Origin of the sequence: Bacteroides sp. An51A (genome assembly GCF_002161565.1) — a bacterium.
GTDB lineage: Bacteria > Bacteroidota > Bacteroidia > Bacteroidales > Bacteroidaceae > Phocaeicola > Phocaeicola intestinalis.
In genome coordinates this window covers 485426-507171 of the sequence record NZ_NFIC01000002.1, presented here as the reverse complement: position 1 = coordinate 507171, position 21746 = coordinate 485426, and the positions used below count along the sequence as shown (strand labels likewise).

Below are 21746 nucleotides of genomic sequence, written 5' to 3'. Positions count from 1 at the left end.
TGTCGGATTTTGTGGGCTTTTTGTCTGTTTGTAGCAAATAGTTGCTTGTGCCGGATTTTATTGCGGAGTCAAGTCGTACATGACTCCGAATTTCCAGTCAAGAATTTTTCGCAAACCAATTTTGTTTTACTATAAAATATATCCATAATAATATAAAGGTATATCCGAAAGGCTTGTTAACTTTGTAACCAAACTATAAAATGCGAATTGATATGAGTCAATCTACAATCCATAAACAGACGTTTCCCGTATTGGGTATGAGTTGCGCTGCTTGTGCCGCACGGGTGGACAAGACCCTGAACCGCCAGCCTGGCGTATGTGAAGCAAGTGTGAATTATGCAGCGGCTACGGCCACCATAACTTATGATGAAACGCAATGTTCGCCCGGACAGTTGAAGAAAGCTGTGCAAGATGCGGGTTATGACCTGGTGACTGATACGGAAAAGAATAGTGTTGAAGTGGCTGAAAATGCTCATACCGAGCGTTACAAGCATTTGCGTTTCCGTACCTTGTGTGCCATAGCCCTGGCTTTGCCTGTTGCTGTTATCGGCATGTTCTTCATGGATATGCCCTATGCCAACTGGATTATGTGGATTCTTTCCACACCCGTGATTTTCTGGATGGGGAGTGAGTTCTACATCAATGCCTGGAAGCAATTGAAACATCGTTCTGCCAATATGGACACGCTGGTGGCAAACAGCACCGGCATCGCTTACCTGTTCAGCCTGTTCAATCTGTTCTTTCCTGATTTCTGGTTAGAGCGTGGCGTGATGCCTCACGTCTATTTTGAGGCGTCAAGCGTGATTATTGCCTTTATCTTGCTGGGACGTATGCTGGAGGAACGTGCCAAGGGACAGACGTCCAACTCTATTAAGAAGCTGATGGGCTTGCAACCCCGTACCGTGACCCTCGTCCATGCCGACGGGACGATGCAGGTGGTTGGTATTGATGAGGTGAAGGCAGGGGATATGCTGGTGGTAAAACCGGGCGAACGTATCGCTGTAGACGGAAAGGTGACCGAAGGAAACTCGTATGTTGACGAGAGTATGCTAAGCGGCGAACCCGTGCCGGTATGGAAAAAAGAAGCCGACAATGTCTATGCCGGAACCATCAATCAAAAGGGAAGTTTCCGTTTCCGTGCTGAAAAGGTGGGAGCCGATACGATGCTGGCACACATCATCCGTGCCGTGCAAGAGGCGCAGGGAAGCAAGGCACCGGTACAGAAGCTGGTTGATAAGATAGCTGGTATTTTTGTTCCTGCCATTATGGGGATAGCCCTGCTTACGTTTATTCTGTGGCTGGTATTGGGCGGGACAAATGGTTTTACCCACGGTTTGCTGTCTGCCGTAACGGTGCTGATTATCGCTTGTCCTTGTGCATTGGGGCTTGCCACTCCTACCGCCATTATGGTGGGTATAGGCAAGGGGGCTGAACAAGGCATTCTCATCAAAGATGCCGAGAGCCTGGAGGTAGCGAAAAAGATAGACACGATTGTGCTGGACAAGACCGGTACCATTACCGAAGGGAAACCCGTCGTAACCGATGCCGTATGGAATACGCAGGACAAATATCTGCAAGCCGTTTTCTATGCATTAGAAAGATGTTCCGAGCATCCGTTGGCAAATGCGGTTGTACAGTATGCGGAAAGTCTTGCTGATGCCGGAGCACGCATTGTTATCGAGCATGCGGAAAGTGTGACAGGGCAGGGCATTAAAGGTACATCGAACGGCAAAGCTTATTATGTGGGTAATTCCCGCTTGCTGGCAGAACATCATATCCGTATTGCTGATGAATTACAGAAACAGGCGGATGTCTTTGCTTCCGAAGCCAAAACGGTTGTATGGTTTGCCGACGCCGAAGTAGCGTTGGGGGTATTTGCCATAGCCGACCGTATCAAGCCCACTTCGAAAGCTGCCGTCGAAAACCTGCAACGCCAAGGCATATCGGTGATGATGCTTACCGGTGACAATCGGGTGACGGCGCAAAGTATAGCCCGCCAGGTAGGTATCAATGATTTCCGTGCAGAGATGCTTCCGCAAGACAAGGCAGAGGTTATCAGGCATCTTCAGGCAGAAGGCAGGCACGTGGCGATGGTGGGCGATGGCATCAATGATAGTTCGGCACTGGCACATGCCGACCTCAGCATTGCGATGGGGCAAGGAAGCGATCTGGCGATGGATGTGGCAAAGATGACTTTGATTTCGTCCGATTTAGGTAAGATAAGCGATGCCATCCGGCTTTCGGTCTTCACCACCCGTACCATCCGCGAGAACCTGTTCTGGGCATTTATTTATAACCTGATAGGTGTGCCCATTGCTGCCGGTATCCTTTATCCGATAAATGGTTTTCTGCTCAATCCCATGCTGGCTGGGGCGGCAATGGCTATGAGTAGTGTTAGTGTAGTGACTAATAGCCTGCGCCTGCACCGCAAGCGCATCGGAAAACCGGTAGAGGCTGTATCTGTGGAGCCTGTTCCCGGGCAGGTCGTTTCGCATGCCTTAAGCCGTACCTATCGTGTAGAGGGAATGATGTGCAATCATTGCCGCACGTATGTGGAAAAGGCGTTGAATTCGATAGCAGGAGTAGAAGCACAGGTGACACTGGAACCTCCTGTCGCTACTCTTACTTATGCTGATGGCAAAGCATTGCCATTGGATGCTTTGCAACAGGTAATTACCGAAAAGGCTGGAGACTATACCATTAGCGAGGAATGAAAAAGGAGTTAACGCCTTTTAACTCCTTTATCCCCTGCAGAGGAGTATTTTGGAAAAATAAAAATCGTATCTTTGTCTCATTGTATAACATTAGGAAATGAAGATATGAAAAAGACTCTTGTAAGAAGTTTATTATACATTGTCCTGCTGGCTGGAATTGTTTCGTTTGCTTCGTGTAAGGACGATGATTATGGAGCTATTTTTTTGTCGCTTTCATCAGAGGCAGACTTGGATTTTACCGACAGTGTCCTGACGCTCAGCCCGTACAGCGCAGGGGCTACGTTTCATATTTCGGGTGGTGACGGGATGTATGTCATTACCAATCCCGATACCACTGTTATCGACTATCGGTATGATGGGAATGTATTGACCGTGATACCTGTAGGACTGGGCAGTGCCGAACTGAACATTACCGACCGGGCATGGAACCGGTATACCCTGCAGGTTACCGTGGCTTATCCCGAAACAACCTATACGATAAGCCGCATTGAAGGCGTGGTGCAAGGTGCAGAGCTTACACAAAGCCAGACACTTGCCATTCAACGTGATATTGAGAGCGCCCCGTTGGTGCAGGCAGGTGGAAAATATGTGTTCACCTATACCGATAAGGAGGCTGCGTCGGGTATTGTCACCATCTATCCTTCGGCTTCGACCAGTAATATGTTGCATGGTATCTTTACGCAGACAGAGGATACGGATCAGACTCGGATACATATCGTACTGACCAACGGAAGTACTTATGAATTTATATTGGGTATGACTTCTGTACTATTACCCGGATATGATGACAGCCGGACGGAGACGAGTCCTGCGCGAGTCTTGATGCAGGATGTTACCGAGACCTACCGTTCACTGTATCCGGCATTGGAGAAAGCATATTGTGTGCAGCATATTCCTGGTGAAGCCCTCTGAACATGGCAGAACGCATCGAACTTCAGGCGTTTGATTTGTACCGGCGAATCGAACAGATACATCATAGACCTCCAGTTGCTCCCGAAAATATAAAGCCTAAATACGCCGCCCTTTACAAGGTGTTGGAGGAGGCTTGTTACGAGTTGACGCAAGGCATTACCCTTTCGTTTTCCAACTTGTTTTCCAGGCTGGACTATGTATGCAAGGAAAAGGGGATGACACCATCCGACCGTTATGCCGTCCAGACCATGCGCCGGAATGCTAAGGAAGCGATGCACAAGGGATTCTCTCCCGATAAAGAAACCTATCTTTCCGATTTGCGTGCACTTTGCCGTTTTGTGTCGGTGGCGTTCGGTGAAGATATTCCGGTATCACTGATAGCAGACCTTCCTCATCAGAACCGTCCGTATCACGTCTCTTCTTTGAAGCATGTACCGTATGTGCGTGCGGTGGTCTCCAGCTGGACCGATGAACGTATTTATGCAGCTACCGATAACGGAGAAGACCCGTTTATCATCATCAATTACAGGGAAGGCGGATATAACGGTGATATGGCTTATTTGTCCGGGCTTCTGACTGAAAACATGCAGCTCAATCTGCTGGATGTACGTATCGACGAACATCACGAGTATGTTCCGAAACTGATTGTGGTACACCCTGATTACCTGATAGATATCAGTTCACTTGCCGTTTGCTTCCGTGAGTACGGGCATCATCCGCTCAATTATTTCATCAACAAAATCAGGCCGAAAGCCAATACATACCATATCCTATTGGGAAACCTTGCCGGACAGTTTCTCGATGATTACATCAACGAGCAGGAGGATATTCCTGTCACTTATGCCCAAACGGTGAAGAAATTCTTCGCTACATCGGCATTGGAGTTCTGTACGTGTGAGATTCCCAATGATTTCCACTCCTTGGCACAGACACAGATGATGAACATACGTTCGTTTGTTCACGACCTTTTGCCGCATAACCTGGAAGCGTTCGAGCGGCGGGAGGCTTGGCTGGAAGCATCTTTCATTTGCGAAAGTCTCGGCCTTCAAGGGCGTGCCGACCTGTTGCAAAAGGACCTGAAGGTGCTTATCGAACAGAAATCGGGCAAACGGGATGAGTACAATCATCGTCATAAAGAAGACCATTATGTGCAGATGATGCTTTATCAGGGGGTACTGATGTACGGTTTCGGCAGGAGTGCCGATGATACGCAAACTCTTCTGTTGTATTCGAAATACCAGGACGGGCTGATGCTGGAACACTTTTCGGAAAGCTTGTTTCGCGAATGTATCCGTTTGCGCAATCAGATTGTGGCAAACGAAATGATATTGGCAAACGGGGGTATCGCTGCAATCATAGACCAACTGGATGTGGAGGTACTGAATGAGAAGAAAGACCACGGCAAGCTTTGGACCCGTTATCAGGAACCTGAATTGTGCAGTCTGATTCACCTCCTCAAGCAGGGAGACCCGTTGGAACAAGCTTATTTCCGCCGTTTTTTCACTTTTGTATCCAAGGAGCAATTATTGGGAAAGACGGGAGGGAATACCGGTTCATCGCAAGGGTTTGCCGGTTTGTGGCATACGCCCCTTGCCGAAAAAATAGAGGCGGGTAACATCCTGTTGGGCTTGAAGATTCTTTCCCGCCGTCAGAGTGCACCGGGTAAAGGATACGATCGGATAGAATTGAGTGTTCCTCGGCAGGGAGATGATTTCCTTCCTAATTTCCGTACGGGAGATATAGTCGTGCTGTATGCTTATCGTGGTCAACCTGATGTGCGCCGGCATATCCTGATGAAAGGTAATCTGGTAGAGATTTATCCCGACAGGATACTTGTCCAGTTACGTAACGGACAACAGAATCCCGACATCATCGGAACGGATACAGATACTTTTGCCATTGAGCACGATTTCTCGGATGCTTCTGCCGGCAATGCCATCCGTGGACTGTATGCTTTCCTTTCCGCTTCTACCGACCGAAAGGACTTATTGCTGGGCAGGCGTGTGCCCGGACGGGATACTTCACGTACATTGAACGGTTCGTACGGAAGGTTTGATGAACTGGTCTTGAAAGCAAAGCAATGCGATGATTATTTCCTGCTGGTTGGTCCACCGGGAACGGGCAAGACTTCGTGTGCCCTGCGCTATATGGTGGAAGAAGCATTGACCGACCCGGCGTGTTCTTTGTTGCTTTTGTCTTATACCAATCGTGCTGTAGATGAAATCTGCAATATGCTGACCAGTTCGGGCATTGCCGGACGGCATCCCTTTATCCGCATCGGGAACGAACTGGCCTGCGATAAGCGGTTTGTGCCTTATCTGTTGAATAATAGTCTTGCCGATTGTCCTAAACTGGCAGATATCCGTGGGAAGATACTCCGCACCCGTATTTTCGTGGGAACTACTACCGCCATTAACGGACGTCCTTACCTCTTCCAGTTAAAACGTTTCACCCTTGCTATCATCGATGAGGCTTCGCAGATATTGGAGCCCGACCTTATAGGCATTCTTTCTGCGCGTCACAAAGACGGGAATGCCATTGGCAAGTTTGTCCTGATAGGCGATTACAAGCAATTACCTGCCATTGCTTTGCAAAGCGAGGAAGAAGCCCGGGTGACCGACCCGTTGCTGCTGGAAATCGGATTGAATGATTGCCGTAATTCTTTGTTCGAGCGCTTGTACCGTGGGTGCAAACCAGAGTTTTGCAGTATTTTGCACAAGCAAGGACGGATGCATCCTTTAATTGCAGAGTTTCCTGACCATGCGTTTTATTCCCGCGAACAATTGGAACCGGTACCGCTTCCGCATCAGCAAGAAGCGTTGCCTTACGTCCTTCGTGAACCCGAAGACAACCTTGACCGGCTGATGTTGTACCGGCGTATGGTGTTCATTGCATCCGATACGCCGGCAGATACGGCTCATTCCGAAAAGAGTAATCTTTACGAAGCACGCATTGTCGCTACTTTGCTTTGTCGCATCTACCGGTTTATGGGAACGGCTTTTGATGCTGGCAAGACTGTAGGGGTTATTGTGCCTTATCGCAATCAGATAGCCATGATACGGCGGGAAGTGGCACACCTGGATATCCCTGAGCTGGAGAAAGTAACCATCGATACGGTAGAGCGTTATCAGGGAAGCCAGCGTGATGTCATTATCTATTCGTTTACCGTACGCGATTTCAATCAGCTAAACTTCTTGACTGCCAATACGTTTCGTGAAGGCGATGCGATAATCGACCGTAAGCTGAATGTGGCAATCACCCGTGCCCGTAAGCAACTTTTCCTGACCGGAAACCCACGAATATTGGGAGCCAGCCTTACGTTTTACAAGCTGATGGAGTATATCCGTATGCATAACGGTTATATCCACGTGCCACTCGACCGGTTTTGCCAAGGTGATTTCGAATTGCCTGACCTCAAATCGGGATGGGACTTGTGTTCTGATAATTATCCCTTGTCGCAGCCTTTTGGGCAAACATTCGATGCAGTAGTCGCAGATTTGTTTCCCAAGATACCTGTCAATGTCAACGATGATACACAGGTACGTGAACAGATAGCTTACGGACGTTGCGATTTTCAGTTTGCCGGGTATCCTGACCGGCTGGTACAACTGTATACCTATTATTATATGCGGCGCAGTTATTGTGCGGCCCGCGCTTTCTACGAACTGGTAGGAGGATGGCTTTTCCCTGCTGTCCGCAACGTGTCGGCAAGGGTGGTTTTTTGCGACCTTGCCTACGAGGGTGGAGCTTCGGGACTGGCATTTGCCGATGTGTGCAAACGTTTGCCGCACATCGACCTTGCCTATCTGGGGGTGTGTCCGGTAGAAGAAATGCTTGATATTGCGCGTCTGATGTTTCGTTCGGATGCTTACCGTCTGGTACAGACAAATTTCTATACTCAAGCAGAGAAAGTGCCTCCGGCTTTCTGGAAAATGCATGCAAAAGTATCGGAACTGATAGTTTTCAATGTGTCGAACCTGTTCGACCGCATTACGCCCGGAAAGGCACGCGGCTGGGCCGAATACCTGAACCGGTTGATTGCGGATTACCCGCTCAACCATTATGCCGTGTTTTATCGGGATGATACGGGTGAACGTGCCAACCGTCATTCTTACGATGTGTTCTGTGCACACCTTTCTCCGGCATTTGCCATGCTTAATGAACGTATGCCCCTGAATGGAGACTTTTATTATAACCGGCATGCCGGAAGTGTTCCTGCATCAGAATCTTTTATCTATGAAGTACGAACTACTTAACTTCTTGACTTTTATGAATCTACAGAATCAGAAACGTGCAGTCATTGTAGGAGCTACCTCCGGCATCGGATATGAAACCGCCTATCTTTTGCTGAAAGAAGGCTGGATACTGGGCATAGCCGGACGTCGTGAAGGGTTGTTGAAGGCATTTCAGCGTAAGGCTCCTGCGCGCATTTATTACCGTGTAATAGACATCCGGAAAGAAAATGCCCCTATCGAACTGGAGGCGTTGATAACTGATTTAGGTGGTATGGACTTGTATCTGCATTGTTCCGGTATCGGACATCAGAATTACAACCTCGATGCCGATATCGAGACTGATACGGTACAGACCAATGTAGTAGGGTTCACCCGTATGGTAGATGCGGCATTCCGTTATTTCGGAAACCGGGGCGAAGGGCACATTGCTGTAATCAGCTCCATTGCCGGCACCAAGGGACTGGGCATCGCTCCTGCTTATTCGGCAACCAAAAGATATCAGAATACCTACATCGACGCCCTTGAACAGCTTGCCTGCATGCATGGCTGGACAGGTATATGTTTTACCGATATCCGTCCAGGGTTTGTCCAGACAGATTTGTTGAACGACGGAAAACATTATCCGTTCCTGATGCGTCCCGGTAAGGTGGCACGTTGCATTGTCCGTGCTATTCACAGCAAGCAGCGTATGGTAGTCATCGACTGGCGTTACCGTCTGCTGGTAGGAGCCTGGCGTTTGCTTCCCCGCTGGTTATGGAAACGTCTGCCGGTTAAGAATTGAGAAACGGTTTTGAGAAGCTGTTTTGAATTTATCGTGCGCTGATTTGGGATGAGTTTTTGAGGCATTTTCGCTTCTGTGATGAGGAAGATAGCGGGCTATCTGACGAAGAACAGGAGCGAAAAGGACCAAAAAATCGCCCAAAGCACACACGAAAAAAGATACATCAAGCCAAGAAAAACTTTTTGGAGAAATTCAAAACAGCTTCTGAATTCAGTTTCTGAATACGGTTGCGTTCTTATAGATTATGTGGTGAAAAAATCAGCGTATGTTGCTATCGAATGAAGATTTGCCCTATTTTTGCACCGTTATTTAGAAGAGATGATATGATGACGATAGACTTTACTTCGATTGCTGCCCTGTTGGCGGGTATATGTGTCGTATTCTTTGTGGTTCAAATGAGTGTGATGTGCGGCTTTTACAGCAGGATTCACCGCCATTTCCGGAAAGATGCTGGAACGGATCCCGTAGAATATCCTCCGCTTTCGGTGATTGTCGTGACCAAAGATACGGGCGAGCTGCTGCACGATAGCCTGGCAGCTATTCTGGAACAGGACTATCCGGCATTTGAAGTGATTGTAGTGAACGATTTGTCGGCTGGTGAAGACGAACTGATATTGAAACGTCTGGCAAACATATATCCGAATTTGTATCATACGTTTATTCCAGAAACGGCACGTTATGTGAGCCGGAAGAAACTGGGAGTGGCGATGGGTATACGTGCCAGTCATTACGAATGGGTGGTAGTGACCAGTCCTTATGCCAGACCCGAAAGTAAGGAATGGCTGCGCAGCCTTGCCCGCGAGATGACACCCGAAACCGATATCGTGCTGGGTTACAGCAACTATGTGTACGGGAAAGGAATGTTTGCCTTGCGTGTCAGGACAGATGCTTTTTTCCGTTCGCTGCGTTACCTCGGCATGGCACTTGCCGGGCATCCTTATATGGGACTTGGGCATAATCTGGCATATCGCAAGCGTGCCTATCTGGAACACAAGGGCTTCAGCAGTCATTTGCAGTTGCAGCGTGGTGAAGACGATTTGCTGGTGAATGCCATTGCCGACAGGTATAACACACGGGTAGCACGGGGAAAGGAAAGCATTGTACGTCTGCCATTGCCTGTTTCCCGGAAAAGCTGGAGGGAAGAGATGTTGGGAAGCGTATTGACGGGACGTTTCTACCAGGGTGTGGCACCGTTGCTGAATGCGTTGGAAACGTGGACATGTTTCTTGTTTCATCTGGGATGTGCCGTTGCTTTTGCTGTAGGCCTGGTAAGCGGGCAATGGATATGGGCAGGTATGGCTGCAGGGCTGTGGCTGGTCCGTTTGCTGGCGGTGATGCATATATGGTATCATACAGCGTGGGATTTGGGCGAGAAGTTCGGCGTGTTTTTACCAATCTTCGATGTGCTGCGCCCGTGGTGGAGTCTGGCACACCATATCCGCTTCTGGTTTTGCCGGAAGGATGCTTTTCTCAGGAAATAGTTTTATTTTGAACACGGACCACACAGAATGTGCAGGGAGAGGCACTAGAATGATTAACGGTTGAATAGTTCGAAAGTGAATTTACATCCTACCGAAGTGAATTTGCCTTGCTCATTGCCTATGAAAATGCCGAAATCGAAGATGTGCGTGCCTATGCCATACCCTAATTCGATATAGGGGTTAAGGTGTGGCATAAAGAGGATGCCCCCATACAGCCGTTCTTTCTGGATGAAGGACAGCAGACTGCCTACCGGATAGAGTAGCAAGAACGGTGTTTCGTAAGTCATATTACCCCGGATGTAATGGCGTGAGGCATTGTACCAGCGTGAATCAAGCATCTGGAAGGTGCCGCCGATATCATCGTTCCAGCCTTGTGGCAGGTTGCGGTTGGCAAAATTGACATAATCTACAAAATACATGTCATCCTGGTTGGTAAAAAAACCTCCTCCTACGTGGTAGGCAATGGTATGCATACCACGTATCCGGATTTTCTGTTCGGCAGAGAACTCGAAACGTTCGTAGGCTCCAGAGTTGTTCAGTACTTTGATGCCCCGTTCATAGTCGATAAGGAAAGTAGGATAGCGTGAACCTATATTTACTTTGCGGTTGCCGTTGGTATAATAATGGTACATGCATGGGGTCCATTCGATGCGCAGCCGGGGGGCGAAGCTATTGTAGCGTAACCTTACCCGCTGTGCCACTTCGGGAGTGCCGTTGACAGCATGACGCCAATGCATCGATACACCAGTCCATAACGTCAGCCCGTTGATGATTTCGATGTTGTGCGAAACGTTGAGATACACATCCTTGAAGTAATCCAGTTCCAGTCCGTCAAAGCTGAATGTACTGTCGGGCTGAGCCTGAAGCTGGTCGAGCACGATACTGCTGTAGATGCGGTTACCGTTTCCTACACTTACAGAAATGGCTCCGTGTTTTCGGGGATTGTAGACATATTCTCCGTCAAGTTTGGCATAAAATTCTTTTTTCGTGAAGTTATAGCCGATTTGCGGCACCAGATGAAGCAGCCGTCCGTTATGAAACAGTTTGTTGTATTTGAATTCTTGCCGGTAAGAGATTCCGTTACGGTGGCTATAGCTGATTAACAACGGGTTGATAAGCGGCGAACAGGAGATATTTCCTATTTTGTTGATGTCAATGTTATAGCTGCTTATCAAGGCATCGCCCATCTGCCCCAGAAGTACCAGATTTTTGCGGAGTTTGGTAGGAGGAGCTTTCAGTGTATCTTCCGGACTTATTCTACGGCGTTCGTTATAAGCTTGGTAAAGGCTGTCTTCCATATCGCTGAGTGGTAGCGGACGGATACGTGCGAAAGAATCACGGTCGTGCATGAGCCGGGTGGTGTCGCAGGTTAGTGTGTACGAGTCGGTCAGGTTATATCGCTGTTGGTCTTTTGTCAACCATTTGTCGGGCAGGTCCGACTTTTTATGAAATTTTACCTCTTCGTAATTGAGCCAGCCAGTACAATTCATTTCCAGATCGTTGCGCAGGAACTTGAAGCGGATGTCGAGGTTCATCATGTGTGGCAGGTACTTGGTTTCTGGCGTGTCGCCCATATACATGGTGATGTGGAAGGTTATCAGGTCATATTTCCCTTGAAAATCGAGGTAGCGGATGGTCCAGTCACTGGAAGAAATCCAGCACGACCCTTCCAATAGCTGGGTACTGGGATAGCGTGGGATGATACGCAGCTTGTAGATTTTTCCGTTACGGCGGTAGGCGACCGAGTCGAGCAGGTAATTGTAATGGATGCTTGATTCCTTGCTGAGTGGGGAAAGTACTTTGTCTTCCATGATGGAAGGAGCATAGAGGTTGAACTTCAGGAAGTCGGCTATATCGAAGAAACGGCTTTCGCTTCCCGGAAACGTGCTCGATATCGACTGTACCTTCCGGTCGTAGATACTGGGAGCTGTATAGTGAAGCTTGCTGATGGACTCGTGGATGTATGAGTTCACTCCTTTCTCCAAACGGAACATCGAAGGGATGTACTTGATGATACGGTTTCGTTTGTGGATTTTCAGCAGGCCTTTCAAGTATAATTCAGCCTTGTATTCTTCCACTTCAGAGGCATAGAAGTTGGCGGCATTGAATATATGTGTCAGGATGGAATCGGGCACATCAGTCTTGTGAGGTAAAGATTTCTGAAACGAGCCTATCTCTCCCCGTGCCGGACATATTGCCAGTAAGAGCAGGACAATCCAGCATATAAAACCCTGTACAATTTTCATATTTGCCATTCTAAAGGCAAATATATAATAAATCCTCGTGTCACGGAGGCAATTTTTAGGGTTTGAAATAAAGATTTTCATTTTTTCTTACTACCTTTGTGCTCCACAACATCGTTTTATAGCACCTATGGTAAAGAAGGAACTGACAGAAGCCGAGATTGCCGAAAGTATCCCCGATTTATGGCAACCTCTTACAGAGGCGCAACGTGAATATCTTGCGCAGAACTTTACAATTCAAAAATACAAGAAAAATGAGGTTATTTATTGCGAAGGCGAAACTCCGCAGTATATGATGTGTCTGTTGAATGGCAAGGTAAAAATTTATAAGGACGGAGTAGGTGGGCGCAGCCAGATTATCCGGGTTGTGAAGAACAAGGAATATTTTGCCTATCGTGCCTATTTCGCGCATGAAAACTTTGTGACGGCGGCGGCGGCTTTCGAACCTTGTACGATGTGCCTGATTCCGATGGCTGTTATTGAAGAATTGGTGGTCCAAAATGCGGAGTTGGCGATGTATTTCATCCGTCAGCTGTCGAAAGATCTGGGTATTTCGGATGCGCGTACGGTAAACCTGACGCAAAAGCATATCCGTGGACGCCTTGCCGAATCGCTCTTGTTCCTGAAAGATACGTACGGATTGGAGGAAGACCAATGTACGCTGAGTATTTATCTTTCGCGTGAAGACCTTGCCAATTTGTCGAATATGACGACATCGAATGCTATCCGTACTCTGTCGAACTTTGCCGCCGAGAAACTGATTATCATCGACGGGCGTAAAATCAAGATTGTGGACGAAGAAAAACTGAAGAAAATCAGTAAAATCGGATAACTCTCTCTTTAGGGGCACGATTGCCTCAAAAAACTTTCCCGCCACAGATTACACCGATTCCCATTCCATCGAACCTCCATTCAGACCGGTGTAATCCGTGGCTTTTCTTTTTCCCTGTCCGGTTGGTCCGCGCAGGCATATAGCTTCATTGGGCGCATCAGCCGGAAGCCTTTGGCAAAGCAGCCTGGTTTCAGCCTGGTTTTATTATACTGAAACTATAGTTTATTTACATTGAAACTATAGTTTATATATCTTGAAACTTCAGTTTCAGTGCATTGAAACTGCTGATACTTATAATTCCTTCTGGAAAGGCAATGTAGCTGTCTTTCTCACTACGGAGGACACAGGTACACAGATTTAATGTGTCAATGAATAATAGGGCAATGTGCTAATTTATTTTCGCATTAGCATATTGTTTATTGACCTATTCTTCTGTGGCACTCTGTGGTGAATAGTTATGTTTCATTAAAATCATAAATCTATACCGCATATAGTATAAGAAACTTTTTGGAGAAATTCAAAACAGTTTCTCATTTGTGCGCCATAACGAAATCGGTGATAATCTGGTAAAGCCGTTGCAGGTCGGTTTCTTCTCCGCATGCTGTTTCCAATGGGCAATATCCGGTCTGCTGGCGGTTGATGATGTGAGGCACTTCCTGTGCGCAAGACACTTTTACTCCATATTGTTCGAATAACTTTCGTGCGGGGGTGCTTAACACATCGGCATAGACTTCCGTCATTCCGCCCAATATCATCAGGGCGGCGGCTCCCTTGCCGATGACTTTGTCGGCTATGGTGGCACCTTGCATAAAAGCAGGGTCATTATTATATAAGGTATAAAGATCGGCTACGCCACGTTGCGTAAACGTGCGCGTCTCACCACGGTTGGCAATGACGCACGAATAACCTCCTGCATGGAGGAGGGAGATAAGTTGGTTCATCTTTTTAATTTACGATTTTGCGATTTACTATTTACGGTTTATGCCAATCAGGAGTTAAGGAGTTAAAAGGAGTTATCACTCCGCTCCGCTTCGTTAGGAGTTAAGCCAATAGTTTTGTTGGTGGAAGCAGGAGTGAAGGTATTGGCTTAACTCCTTAACTCCTTAACTCCTTAACTTCTTAACTCCCTCTAACTCCTGATTCACAATGTTTCCTGCTTCAATTTTTCCACATACTGGTCGATGCGTTGCATTTCGCGTGGGATATCGATGTACTGCGGGCAATGCGGATTGCATTGCTCACACCCGATGCAGTGGGATGCCTGGCGCAACTTCGGCACGCTGCGGTCGTAGCCTATCAGGAAGGTGCGGCGTGCCTCGGCGTAGTTGGGGTCGAGCTTGCTTTGCGGCATATTGCCTTCGTTCACACATTTGTTGTAGTGGAGCAATACCCCCGGAATGTCGATGCCATAGGGGCAAGGCATGCAGTATTGGCAGTTGTTGCATGGGATGGTGGGGTATTTGAGCATCAGCTCGGCGGTATCGAGCAGGAATTGCTGTTCCTCCTGGGTGAGCGGTACCAGCGGCGAATAGGTGCGGATGTTGTCTTGCAGATGCTCCATGTAGGTCATGCCGCTCAGTACGGTGAGCACCATGGGCGGTGTGCCGGCAAAGCGGAATGCCCACGAAGCGACGCTGTTTTCGGGGTTGCGTGTCTTCAGACGTGCTACGATGTGTTCGGGCACTTTCGACAGGCGTCCTCCCTGCAGGGGTTCCATGATAACCATCGGAATGTTCCGCTTGGAGATTTCGGCATACAGGTAGTCAGCGTTGACGTTTCTGCCCGATGCGTGCTTCCAGTCGGAATAGTTCAGCTGGATTTGGATGAAATCCCAGTGCACCTGCTCGTGGTATGCCAGTATCTTGTCGAACTCTTCCTTGCTTCCGTGGAACGACCAGCCCAGGTGACGGATGCGTCCTGCCTCACGCTCCTTGATTAAGTAATCGAGCAGGCCGTTGTCGATGAAGCGGTTCTGGAAGCTGCGCTTGCCGGTGTTGCCCAGCGAGTGGAGCAGGTAGTAGTCGATGTAGTCCGTCTGGAGCTTCTTCATCGAGTCGTGGTACATTTCTACGCTCGACTTGAAGTCCGTAAGGTCGAAGTTCGACATCTTGGTGGCGATGAAGTATTTTTCTCTCGGGTGTCGTTTCAGGGCGATGCCTGTCGAGGTTTCCGACCAGCCCTGCACATATACGGGTGCCGTATCGAAGTAATTCACTCCGTGTTCGATGGCGTAGTCTATCAGGCGGTTCACCTCTTCCTGGTCGATGACGTTTCCGCCTTTCTCGGGTGCGGGGAGCGTAGGCCAGCGCATACATCCGTAGCCCAGAATGGAGACTTGGTCTTTTGAAGGCGGGAAGTTGCGGTAAGTCATCTTGCCCGTTGGCACAGGGCTTTGTGCAGATGTCTCGGCTGATTCTTTGGGGGAGCATCCCGTCAGGGCTGCGGCGGTACCGGCGGTGCTGATGCCTACTATTTTCAGGAAATCCCTGCGGTTCATGCGGTTATCTTGTTTGTTCATAATAGCAGTGTAATTTGTTGATGTAATTTTTCACCACAGATTACACGGATTTAAATAATTGATTTAATCTGTGTAATCTGTGGTGTATGTTTTAAATGATTCGGTGGACTTCGTGGCCTTCTACGTAGATGGCGCTGAGCGGGCGTGCCGGACACAGGTTCTCACAGGCTCCACATCCGATGCACTTCTCGGTGTCTATCGCCGGAATCTTGAGCGACTCGGGATCAGACGGGTCGGAAGGAATCATCAGAATAGCTCCTGTGGGGCAATGGCGTGCACAGTTTCCACATGCTTGTCCATCGGTGAGCGGGATGCAGCGTTCTTTCACCCATACGGCATGGCCTATCTGGATGGCAGACTTTTCGGCTTTATCTATCAGGTGAATGGCACCCGTCGGACAGACTTCCGAACATTTCGTGCATTCGGGGCGGCAATAACCGCGTTCGTACGATGCGGTAGGTTGCATGAACGTGTCAAGCGAAGAAGAAGGACGGAGCACTTCGTTGGGGCAGACCGATACGCAAAGCTGGCAAGCAGTGCAATGTTGCTGCATATTGCGTGCGCTTTGCGAACCCGGAGGAGTAATCGGAGTCTGGCGTTTCGGTGCCTGCTTGTCGATGATGTCAGCAAGCCCGCCGTCCAGTTTAACGATTTCGGCTTTCTTTACAGCCTGTGCCTTGGCTGCGGAGGCAAGGAGCAACAACGACCCTGCCAGTACCTCACGCCGTCCCTTATCCTTGGGTTGCGAAGTAGGTTGTGACGGAGTGGCTTCTTTCTTTCCGTAGGCAAAACGATAGTGGATGGCATCGTGCTTGCATTGCTTCAGGCAGTCGAAGCAAGTCACGCACCGGCTATGGTCTACAGCTGCGTTCGGAATATCAATGCAAGCCGCCTTGCAACGGCGTGCGCACAAGTTGCATTTCCTGCATTTCTCTTTATCGATTTCGATTCGGAACAACGAAAATTTAGAGATAACCCCCAACACGGTCCCTACAGGACAGATGGTGTTGCAATACGTACGTCCGTTCCGCCACGCCAATACACCTATTATTATAAAGGTAAGCAGGGCGATGAGGAATGTCGGAAGGCTCTTCAGCCACACCTCGGTTTCATAGAAAGCGTAGCTGTCGGCACGTTCTGCAAAATAGGCCAGCAGGTTGTTTCCCCATTGATAGACGGGAGCAAACAGGTTGTTGGCGATTCTTCCGTAGGCGCTATAAGGGGCAATCAGTGCGGCAATCGAAGTGAGTCCGCCTGCCATCAACGCCAAGAACACGACCAATACGCTATAACGCAACACGTTTTTCGCTTTCGAATACGTATAAGGAAGTTTTTTCTTCCCTCGTCCTATCCGCGCCACGATGTCTTGAAAGACTCCCAACGGGCAGATAACGGAACAGTAAATGCGTCCGCATACGAAAGTAAGCACTATAAGAAGGAGCACAACGCCGGCATTGAGTGCCAATACAGCCGGCAAGAACTGAATCTTAGCCATCCATCCGAACCATGCATGCAATGTCCCTGTAAAGTCGAGGAACAAAAGCGTGACGATGCAAAAGAATAGGAAAGCTATTACTTGTCTGATTTTTTGCAACATAATGAGTAGTCTTTTGTTATTTCATGTCACAAAATTAGAAGAAAATGTTTTTTATGGTATCAGGCAGATAACAAAACTTTCTTAATGCCGATAATTTATATCAGGTCTAAGTTTATTCTTAATTTGTCATGCTAGATTTTGTCACGCTGGATTTGTAATCCAGCGTAATGAAAGGCACAGAGGCACACAGAAAAAAAATAAAATTTGAATATCCGCATTTCACCCAATTGCCTTGTAGGGGCGTATCGCATACGCCCGAATACGTCAACTAATCCACGTGGATGTCTTCAGGGCGTATGCGATACGCCCCTACATGGGATGTTTGCGGATATTCAATAAATAAAAACTCTGTGTGCCTCTGTGGTGAAATATCAGAGCTTGCCGATACGCCGGATGGCTTCCTCGCAATCCTCGCGCTTGCCGAAGGCGGTGAGGCGCAGGTAGCCTTCGCCGCTGGGGCCGAAGCCTACGCCGGGCGTGCTGACGATGTGGGCACGGTAAAGCAGCTCGTCGAAGAACTTCCACGAGGTCATCCCTTCGGGAGCCTGCACCCACAGATAAGGCGCGTTTATGCCTCCGAACACCCGGTAGCCGGCACGGGTCAGACCTTCGCGCATCGTACGGGCGTTTTCCATATAGTAGGCGATGGTTTCCTTCACCTGTGCCCTGCCTTCGGGCGAATAGACCGCCTCGGCACCACGCTGGGTGATGTAGCTGGTGCCGTTGAACTTGGTGCACTGGCGCCGGTTCCACAAGGGATTGAGCGGGACGCGCTCGTCATCGAGGGTAGCGGCGGTCACTTCCTTGGGCACCACGGTATAGCCGCAACGCACGCCCGTAAAGCCGGCGGTTTTCGAGAAGCTGCGTATCTCGATGGCTACTTTTTTCGCCCCGCGTATCTCGTAGATGGAATGGGGAACATCGTCATCGTGGATGTAAGCCTCGTAGGCGGCATCGAAGATGATGAGCGTATCGTTAGCCAGCGCATAGTCGACCCATTGCTTCAGCTGGTCGCGCGTGAGCGTGGTGCCTGTAGGGTTATTGGGATAGCACAGGTAGATCAGGTCGATGCGGTGGTCGGGGATGGCTGGGACAAAGCCGTTTGCGGCGGTGCAGGGCAGGTAAGTAATGTTGCTCCAGCGTCCGTCTTCGCCCAGCGTACCTGCACGCCCGCACATCACGTTGCTGTCGATATAGGCAGGATAGACCGGATCGGTGATGCCCATACTGTTATCCCAACGCAAGAGTTCGCCGATATTGCCCGTGTCGCTCTTCGCCCCGTCGCTGATGAATACTTCGGAGGGGCTGAGCTGGATGCCGCGCGGCGCGAAGTCGTGCTTGATGATGGTTTCGATGAGGAAATCGTATCCCTGCTCGGGACCGTAGCCGTGGAAGGTCGCAGATGATGCCATTTCGTCCACGGCGCGGTGCATTGCCTCGATGGATGCCTGCGGCAGGGGACGGGTCACGTCGCCGATGCCCAGGCGGATGATTGGTTCGCCCGGATGGGTTACTTGATAAGCCTTTACTTTTTTCGCTATATCGGAGAAGAGGTAGCTCCCCTTCAGTTTCAGGAAATGTTCGTTGAGTAGTGCCATATTGAGTTTTTGAGTTTTCTCACCACAGATTACACAGATTATTAAAATAAATTCTTCTGTGTTTCTGTGGTTCTGTGTTCAATAAAAATCTGTGTAATCTGTGGTGAAGCAGATTCACACGGTTATCACACCGTCGAATACTTTCTCGGCGGGGCCGGTCATGAAGAGGCGGGTGCCTTCGCCTGCCCAGCGGATGCGGAGCGTGCCCCCGTCCATGATGATGTCCGATTCTCCGGGGCAACGGTGGGTGTATGCCGATGCCACGGCGGTGGCGCACGCTCCGGTGCCGCATGCCATCGTGATGCCCGAACCGCGTTCCCATACACGCATGCGGACACGGCCGGGAGCCAATACCTGCGCGAACTCCACGTTCACACGGTCGGGGAAGAGCGGATGATGTTCCAGTACCGGTCCCACACGGGGCAAATCCACCTGCTCCATATCGTCTACAAAAATCACCAGATGCGGGTTGCCCATCGATACGGCAATGCCTTCGCGATAAGGATACCCCTCGCCCAAATCGACGGGATGAATATCCGCCGGGATGCCCATATCCACCGTCACGGCGTCCACCTTGCCGTCTTCCACATGCAGGCGGAGGGTCTTGATGCCCGAAAGCGTGTCGAGAGTCACTTCGGTCTTACGGGTCAGACCGTACTCGTACACATACTTTCCGATGCAGCGGCTGGCGTTGCCGCACATCTTGGCTTCCGAACCGTCGGCGTTGAAGATGCGCATGCTGAAATCCGCCTTGCCAGACGAGCCTATCAGCACCAGCCCGTCGCTTCCGATGCCCGTATGGGGGCGGCTCCACGCCACCGCCAGCTCTTCGGGATTCGGCAGGGGATATATCAGGGTGTTGACGTAGATGTAGTCGTTGCCTGCCCCTTGCATTTTGGTAAATTCTATCTTCATCAGTTAATAATTAATAGTTAACAATTAATAATGCCAATCAGGAGTTAAAAGGGAGTTATCACTCCGCTACGCTCCGTTAGGAGTTAAGCCAATAGTTTTGTTGGTGGAAGCATTAGTAAAAGTATTGACTTAACTCCTTAACTTCTTAACTCCTTAATTCCTGTGAAACTTTGGCGTATGCCTCCTCGTGCACCCCTGCTACGGCGCGTCCGCTCGGCTCGTTCATGTTCTTGAAAGCCTCGTCCCAGGCAAGCGCCTCGGCGGTGGAGCAAGCCACGCTGGGCACGCTGGGCACGCTTCGGGCGGCACTCTCGCTGGGGAAATATTCCTCGAAGATGCTGCGGTAATAATACTCTTCCTTGTTCATCGGAGTGTTGACGGGGAAACGCTCGGCGGCATGTGCCATCTGTTCGTCGCTTACGGCTTGCGAAGTGACGGCTTTCAGCGTATCTATCCAGCTGTAGCCCACCCCGTCGCTGAACTGCTCTTTCTGGCGCCATGCCACTCCTTCCGGGAGCATATCCTGAAATGCCTCGCGCACGATTTTCTTTTCGATGGTCTTTCCGGGGCACATCTTGGCGGCAGGGTTGAGCCGCATCGCCACGTCGAGGAACTCCTTGTCGAGGAAAGGCACGCGCCCTTCCACGCCCCATGCCGCGAGCGACTTGTTGGCACGCAGGCAATCGTAAAGGTAGAGCTTGGAGAGCTTGCGGAGGGTTTCTTCGTGGAACGCACGCGCATCGGGTGCCTTGTGGAAGTAAAGGTATCCGCCGAACACTTCATCGGCTCCTTCGCCGCTCAGCACCATCTTGATGCCCATGCTCTTGATGACGCGTGCCAGAAGATACATCGGCGTAGAGGCGCGCACGGTGGTTACGTCGTAGGTCTCGATGAAATAAATCACATCGCGCACGGCGTCCAGCCCCTCCTGAATGGTGTAGTTGATTTCGTGGTGCACGGTGCCGATGTGGTCTGCCACCTCGCGTGCCTTCGCCAGGTCGGGCGCACCTTTCAGCCCCACGGCGAACGAGTGCAGCTGAGGCCACCATGCCTCCTGTTTCCCGTTGCTTTCCACGCGGCGGGAAGCGTATTTCTTGGCAACGGCGGAAATGACCGAGCTGTCCAGCCCTCCCGAAAGCAGCACACCGTAGGGCACGTCGCTCATCAGCTGGCGGCGTACGGCGGCTTCGAGTGCCTCACGCAGTTCTTCCACGGATGCCGGATTATCCTTTACGGCATCGTACGACATCCAGTCGCGGGTGTACCAGCGCGTCATCTTTCCCTCCTTGCTATCGTAATAGTGTCCGGGCAGGAAAGGTTCGTAGCGGTCGCAAAAACCTTCGAGTGCCTTCAGTTCGCTGGCACAATACACCTTGCCGTCGGCATCATAGCCGATGTAAAGGGGGATGACGCCGATGGGGTCACGGGCAATAAGGAAGGTGTCCTGCTCTTCGTCGTAGAGGGCGAAGGCGAAAATGCCGTTCAGTTCTTCCAGGAAATGGATGCCCTTGTCGCGGTAGAGGGCGAGAATCACCTCGCAATCACTTCCCGTCTGGAACTGGTACTTGCCCGCATACCGCTTGCGGATGTCCAGGTGGTTATAGATTTCGCCGTTTACGGCAAGTATTTGTTTATGGTCGGGCGAGAAAAGGGGTTGCTTTCCGCTTTGGGGGTCGACAATGGACAAACGCTCGTGGGCAAGGATAGCGGTCCGCCCGCAATAGATTCCGCTCCAGTCGGGTCCGCGGTGACGTATTTTCTTTGCCATGGCAAGTGCCTTGTCGCGGAGCGGTTTGGTTTGTTCCTTGATATTGAATATGCTGACTATTCCACACATAAGTTTGTGAGTTTTTAAGTTTATGAGTTTTTGGGGGTTGAGGTTGAAACACAGATTTTCGCAGATTAACACAGATTATTTTG

Annotated in this window: 14 protein-coding genes; 7 read left to right on the top strand and 7 right to left on the bottom strand. The window is 49.8% G+C overall.

Translation table 11 applies throughout. From position 1 onward, the window contains the following. Nucleotides 1–212: 212 nt before the first annotated feature. The 6 genes from B5G04_RS05785 to B5G04_RS05760 all read left to right on the top strand — a co-directional run bounded on the left by B5G04_RS05785 (nt 213) and on the right by B5G04_RS05760 (nt 10123). Complete coding sequence (locus B5G04_RS05785) at nt 213–2714, top strand: heavy metal translocating P-type ATPase (protein ID WP_087248913.1); 2502 nt, start codon at nt 213–215, stop codon at nt 2712–2714. A gap of 105 nt (nt 2715–2819) precedes the next feature. Further along, on the top strand, nt 2820–3626 hold the full coding sequence (locus B5G04_RS05780; RefSeq protein ID WP_140406894.1) for a hypothetical protein: 807 nt from the start codon (nt 2820–2822) through the stop codon (nt 3624–3626). Between the two features lie 2 nt (nt 3627–3628). Beyond that, on the top strand, nt 3629–7882 hold the full coding sequence (locus B5G04_RS05775) for an AAA domain-containing protein (protein WP_087248909.1): 4254 nt from the start codon (nt 3629–3631) through the stop codon (nt 7880–7882). Beyond that, the gene (locus B5G04_RS05770; protein ID WP_239414033.1) at nt 7863–8642 is read left to right on the top strand and encodes an SDR family NAD(P)-dependent oxidoreductase; all 780 of its coding nucleotides are present in this window, start codon (nt 7863–7865) and stop codon (nt 8640–8642) included. Before B5G04_RS05775 ends, B5G04_RS05770 begins: the two co-directional genes overlap by 20 nt. Before the next feature lie 56 nt (nt 8643–8698). Further along, nucleotides 8699–8863: a hypothetical protein gene (locus tag B5G04_RS05765; protein ID WP_158100059.1), complete on the top strand. Its 165-nt coding sequence runs from the start codon at nt 8699–8701 to the stop codon at nt 8861–8863. Nucleotides 8864–8965: 102 nt separating this feature from the next. Further along, nucleotides 8966–10123 (top strand): glycosyltransferase, encoded by a 1158-nt coding sequence (locus B5G04_RS05760; protein ID WP_087250471.1) that lies wholly within the window; start codon nt 8966–8968, stop codon nt 10121–10123. Nucleotides 10124–10176: 53 nt separating this feature from the next. Here B5G04_RS05760 and B5G04_RS05755 read toward each other — a convergent pair whose 3' ends face one another. Then, nucleotides 10177–12378 carry a DUF5686 family protein gene (locus B5G04_RS05755; RefSeq protein WP_087250470.1) on the bottom strand — a complete coding sequence of 734 codons (2202 nt, stop codon included), beginning with the start codon at nt 12376–12378 and terminating at the stop codon, nt 10177–10179. Nucleotides 12379–12496: 118 nt separating this feature from the next. Here B5G04_RS05755 and B5G04_RS05750 point away from each other — a divergent pair, with 118 nt between their 5' ends. After that, nucleotides 12497–13198: a Crp/Fnr family transcriptional regulator gene (locus B5G04_RS05750; protein WP_087207713.1), complete on the top strand. Its 702-nt coding sequence runs from the start codon at nt 12497–12499 to the stop codon at nt 13196–13198. A gap of 530 nt (nt 13199–13728) precedes the next feature. On the opposite strand, the gene B5G04_RS05745 is transcribed toward B5G04_RS05750, so the two are convergent. The 6 genes from B5G04_RS05745 to asnB form a co-directional block, all read right to left on the bottom strand. Next, nucleotides 13729–14139, bottom strand: a complete 411-nt coding sequence (locus B5G04_RS05745) for a DUF1893 domain-containing protein (RefSeq protein WP_087207715.1) — start codon at nt 14137–14139, stop codon at nt 13729–13731. Nucleotides 14140–14339: 200 nt separating this feature from the next. After that, nucleotides 14340–15716: an aldo/keto reductase gene (locus B5G04_RS05740; protein ID WP_087250466.1), complete on the bottom strand. Its 1377-nt coding sequence runs from the start codon at nt 15714–15716 to the stop codon at nt 14340–14342. A 91-nt stretch (nt 15717–15807) separates the two neighbouring features. Beyond that, nucleotides 15808–17313: a 4Fe-4S binding protein gene (locus tag B5G04_RS05735; protein WP_087250464.1), complete on the bottom strand. Its 1506-nt coding sequence runs from the start codon at nt 17311–17313 to the stop codon at nt 15808–15810. Nucleotides 17314–17684: 371 nt separating this feature from the next. Then, complete coding sequence (locus B5G04_RS05730) at nt 17685–18911, bottom strand: LL-diaminopimelate aminotransferase (protein WP_087250462.1); 1227 nt, start codon at nt 18909–18911, stop codon at nt 17685–17687. A 114-nt stretch (nt 18912–19025) separates the two neighbouring features. Next, nucleotides 19026–19826: a diaminopimelate epimerase gene (gene dapF, locus B5G04_RS05725; protein WP_022041060.1), complete on the bottom strand. Its 801-nt coding sequence runs from the start codon at nt 19824–19826 to the stop codon at nt 19026–19028. 145 nt (nt 19827–19971) lie between these two features. Beyond that, nucleotides 19972–21663, bottom strand: coding sequence for an asparagine synthase B (gene asnB / locus B5G04_RS05720; RefSeq protein WP_022041061.1), 1692 nt, complete (start codon nt 21661–21663; stop codon nt 19972–19974). Nucleotides 21664–21746 lie beyond the last annotated feature (83 nt).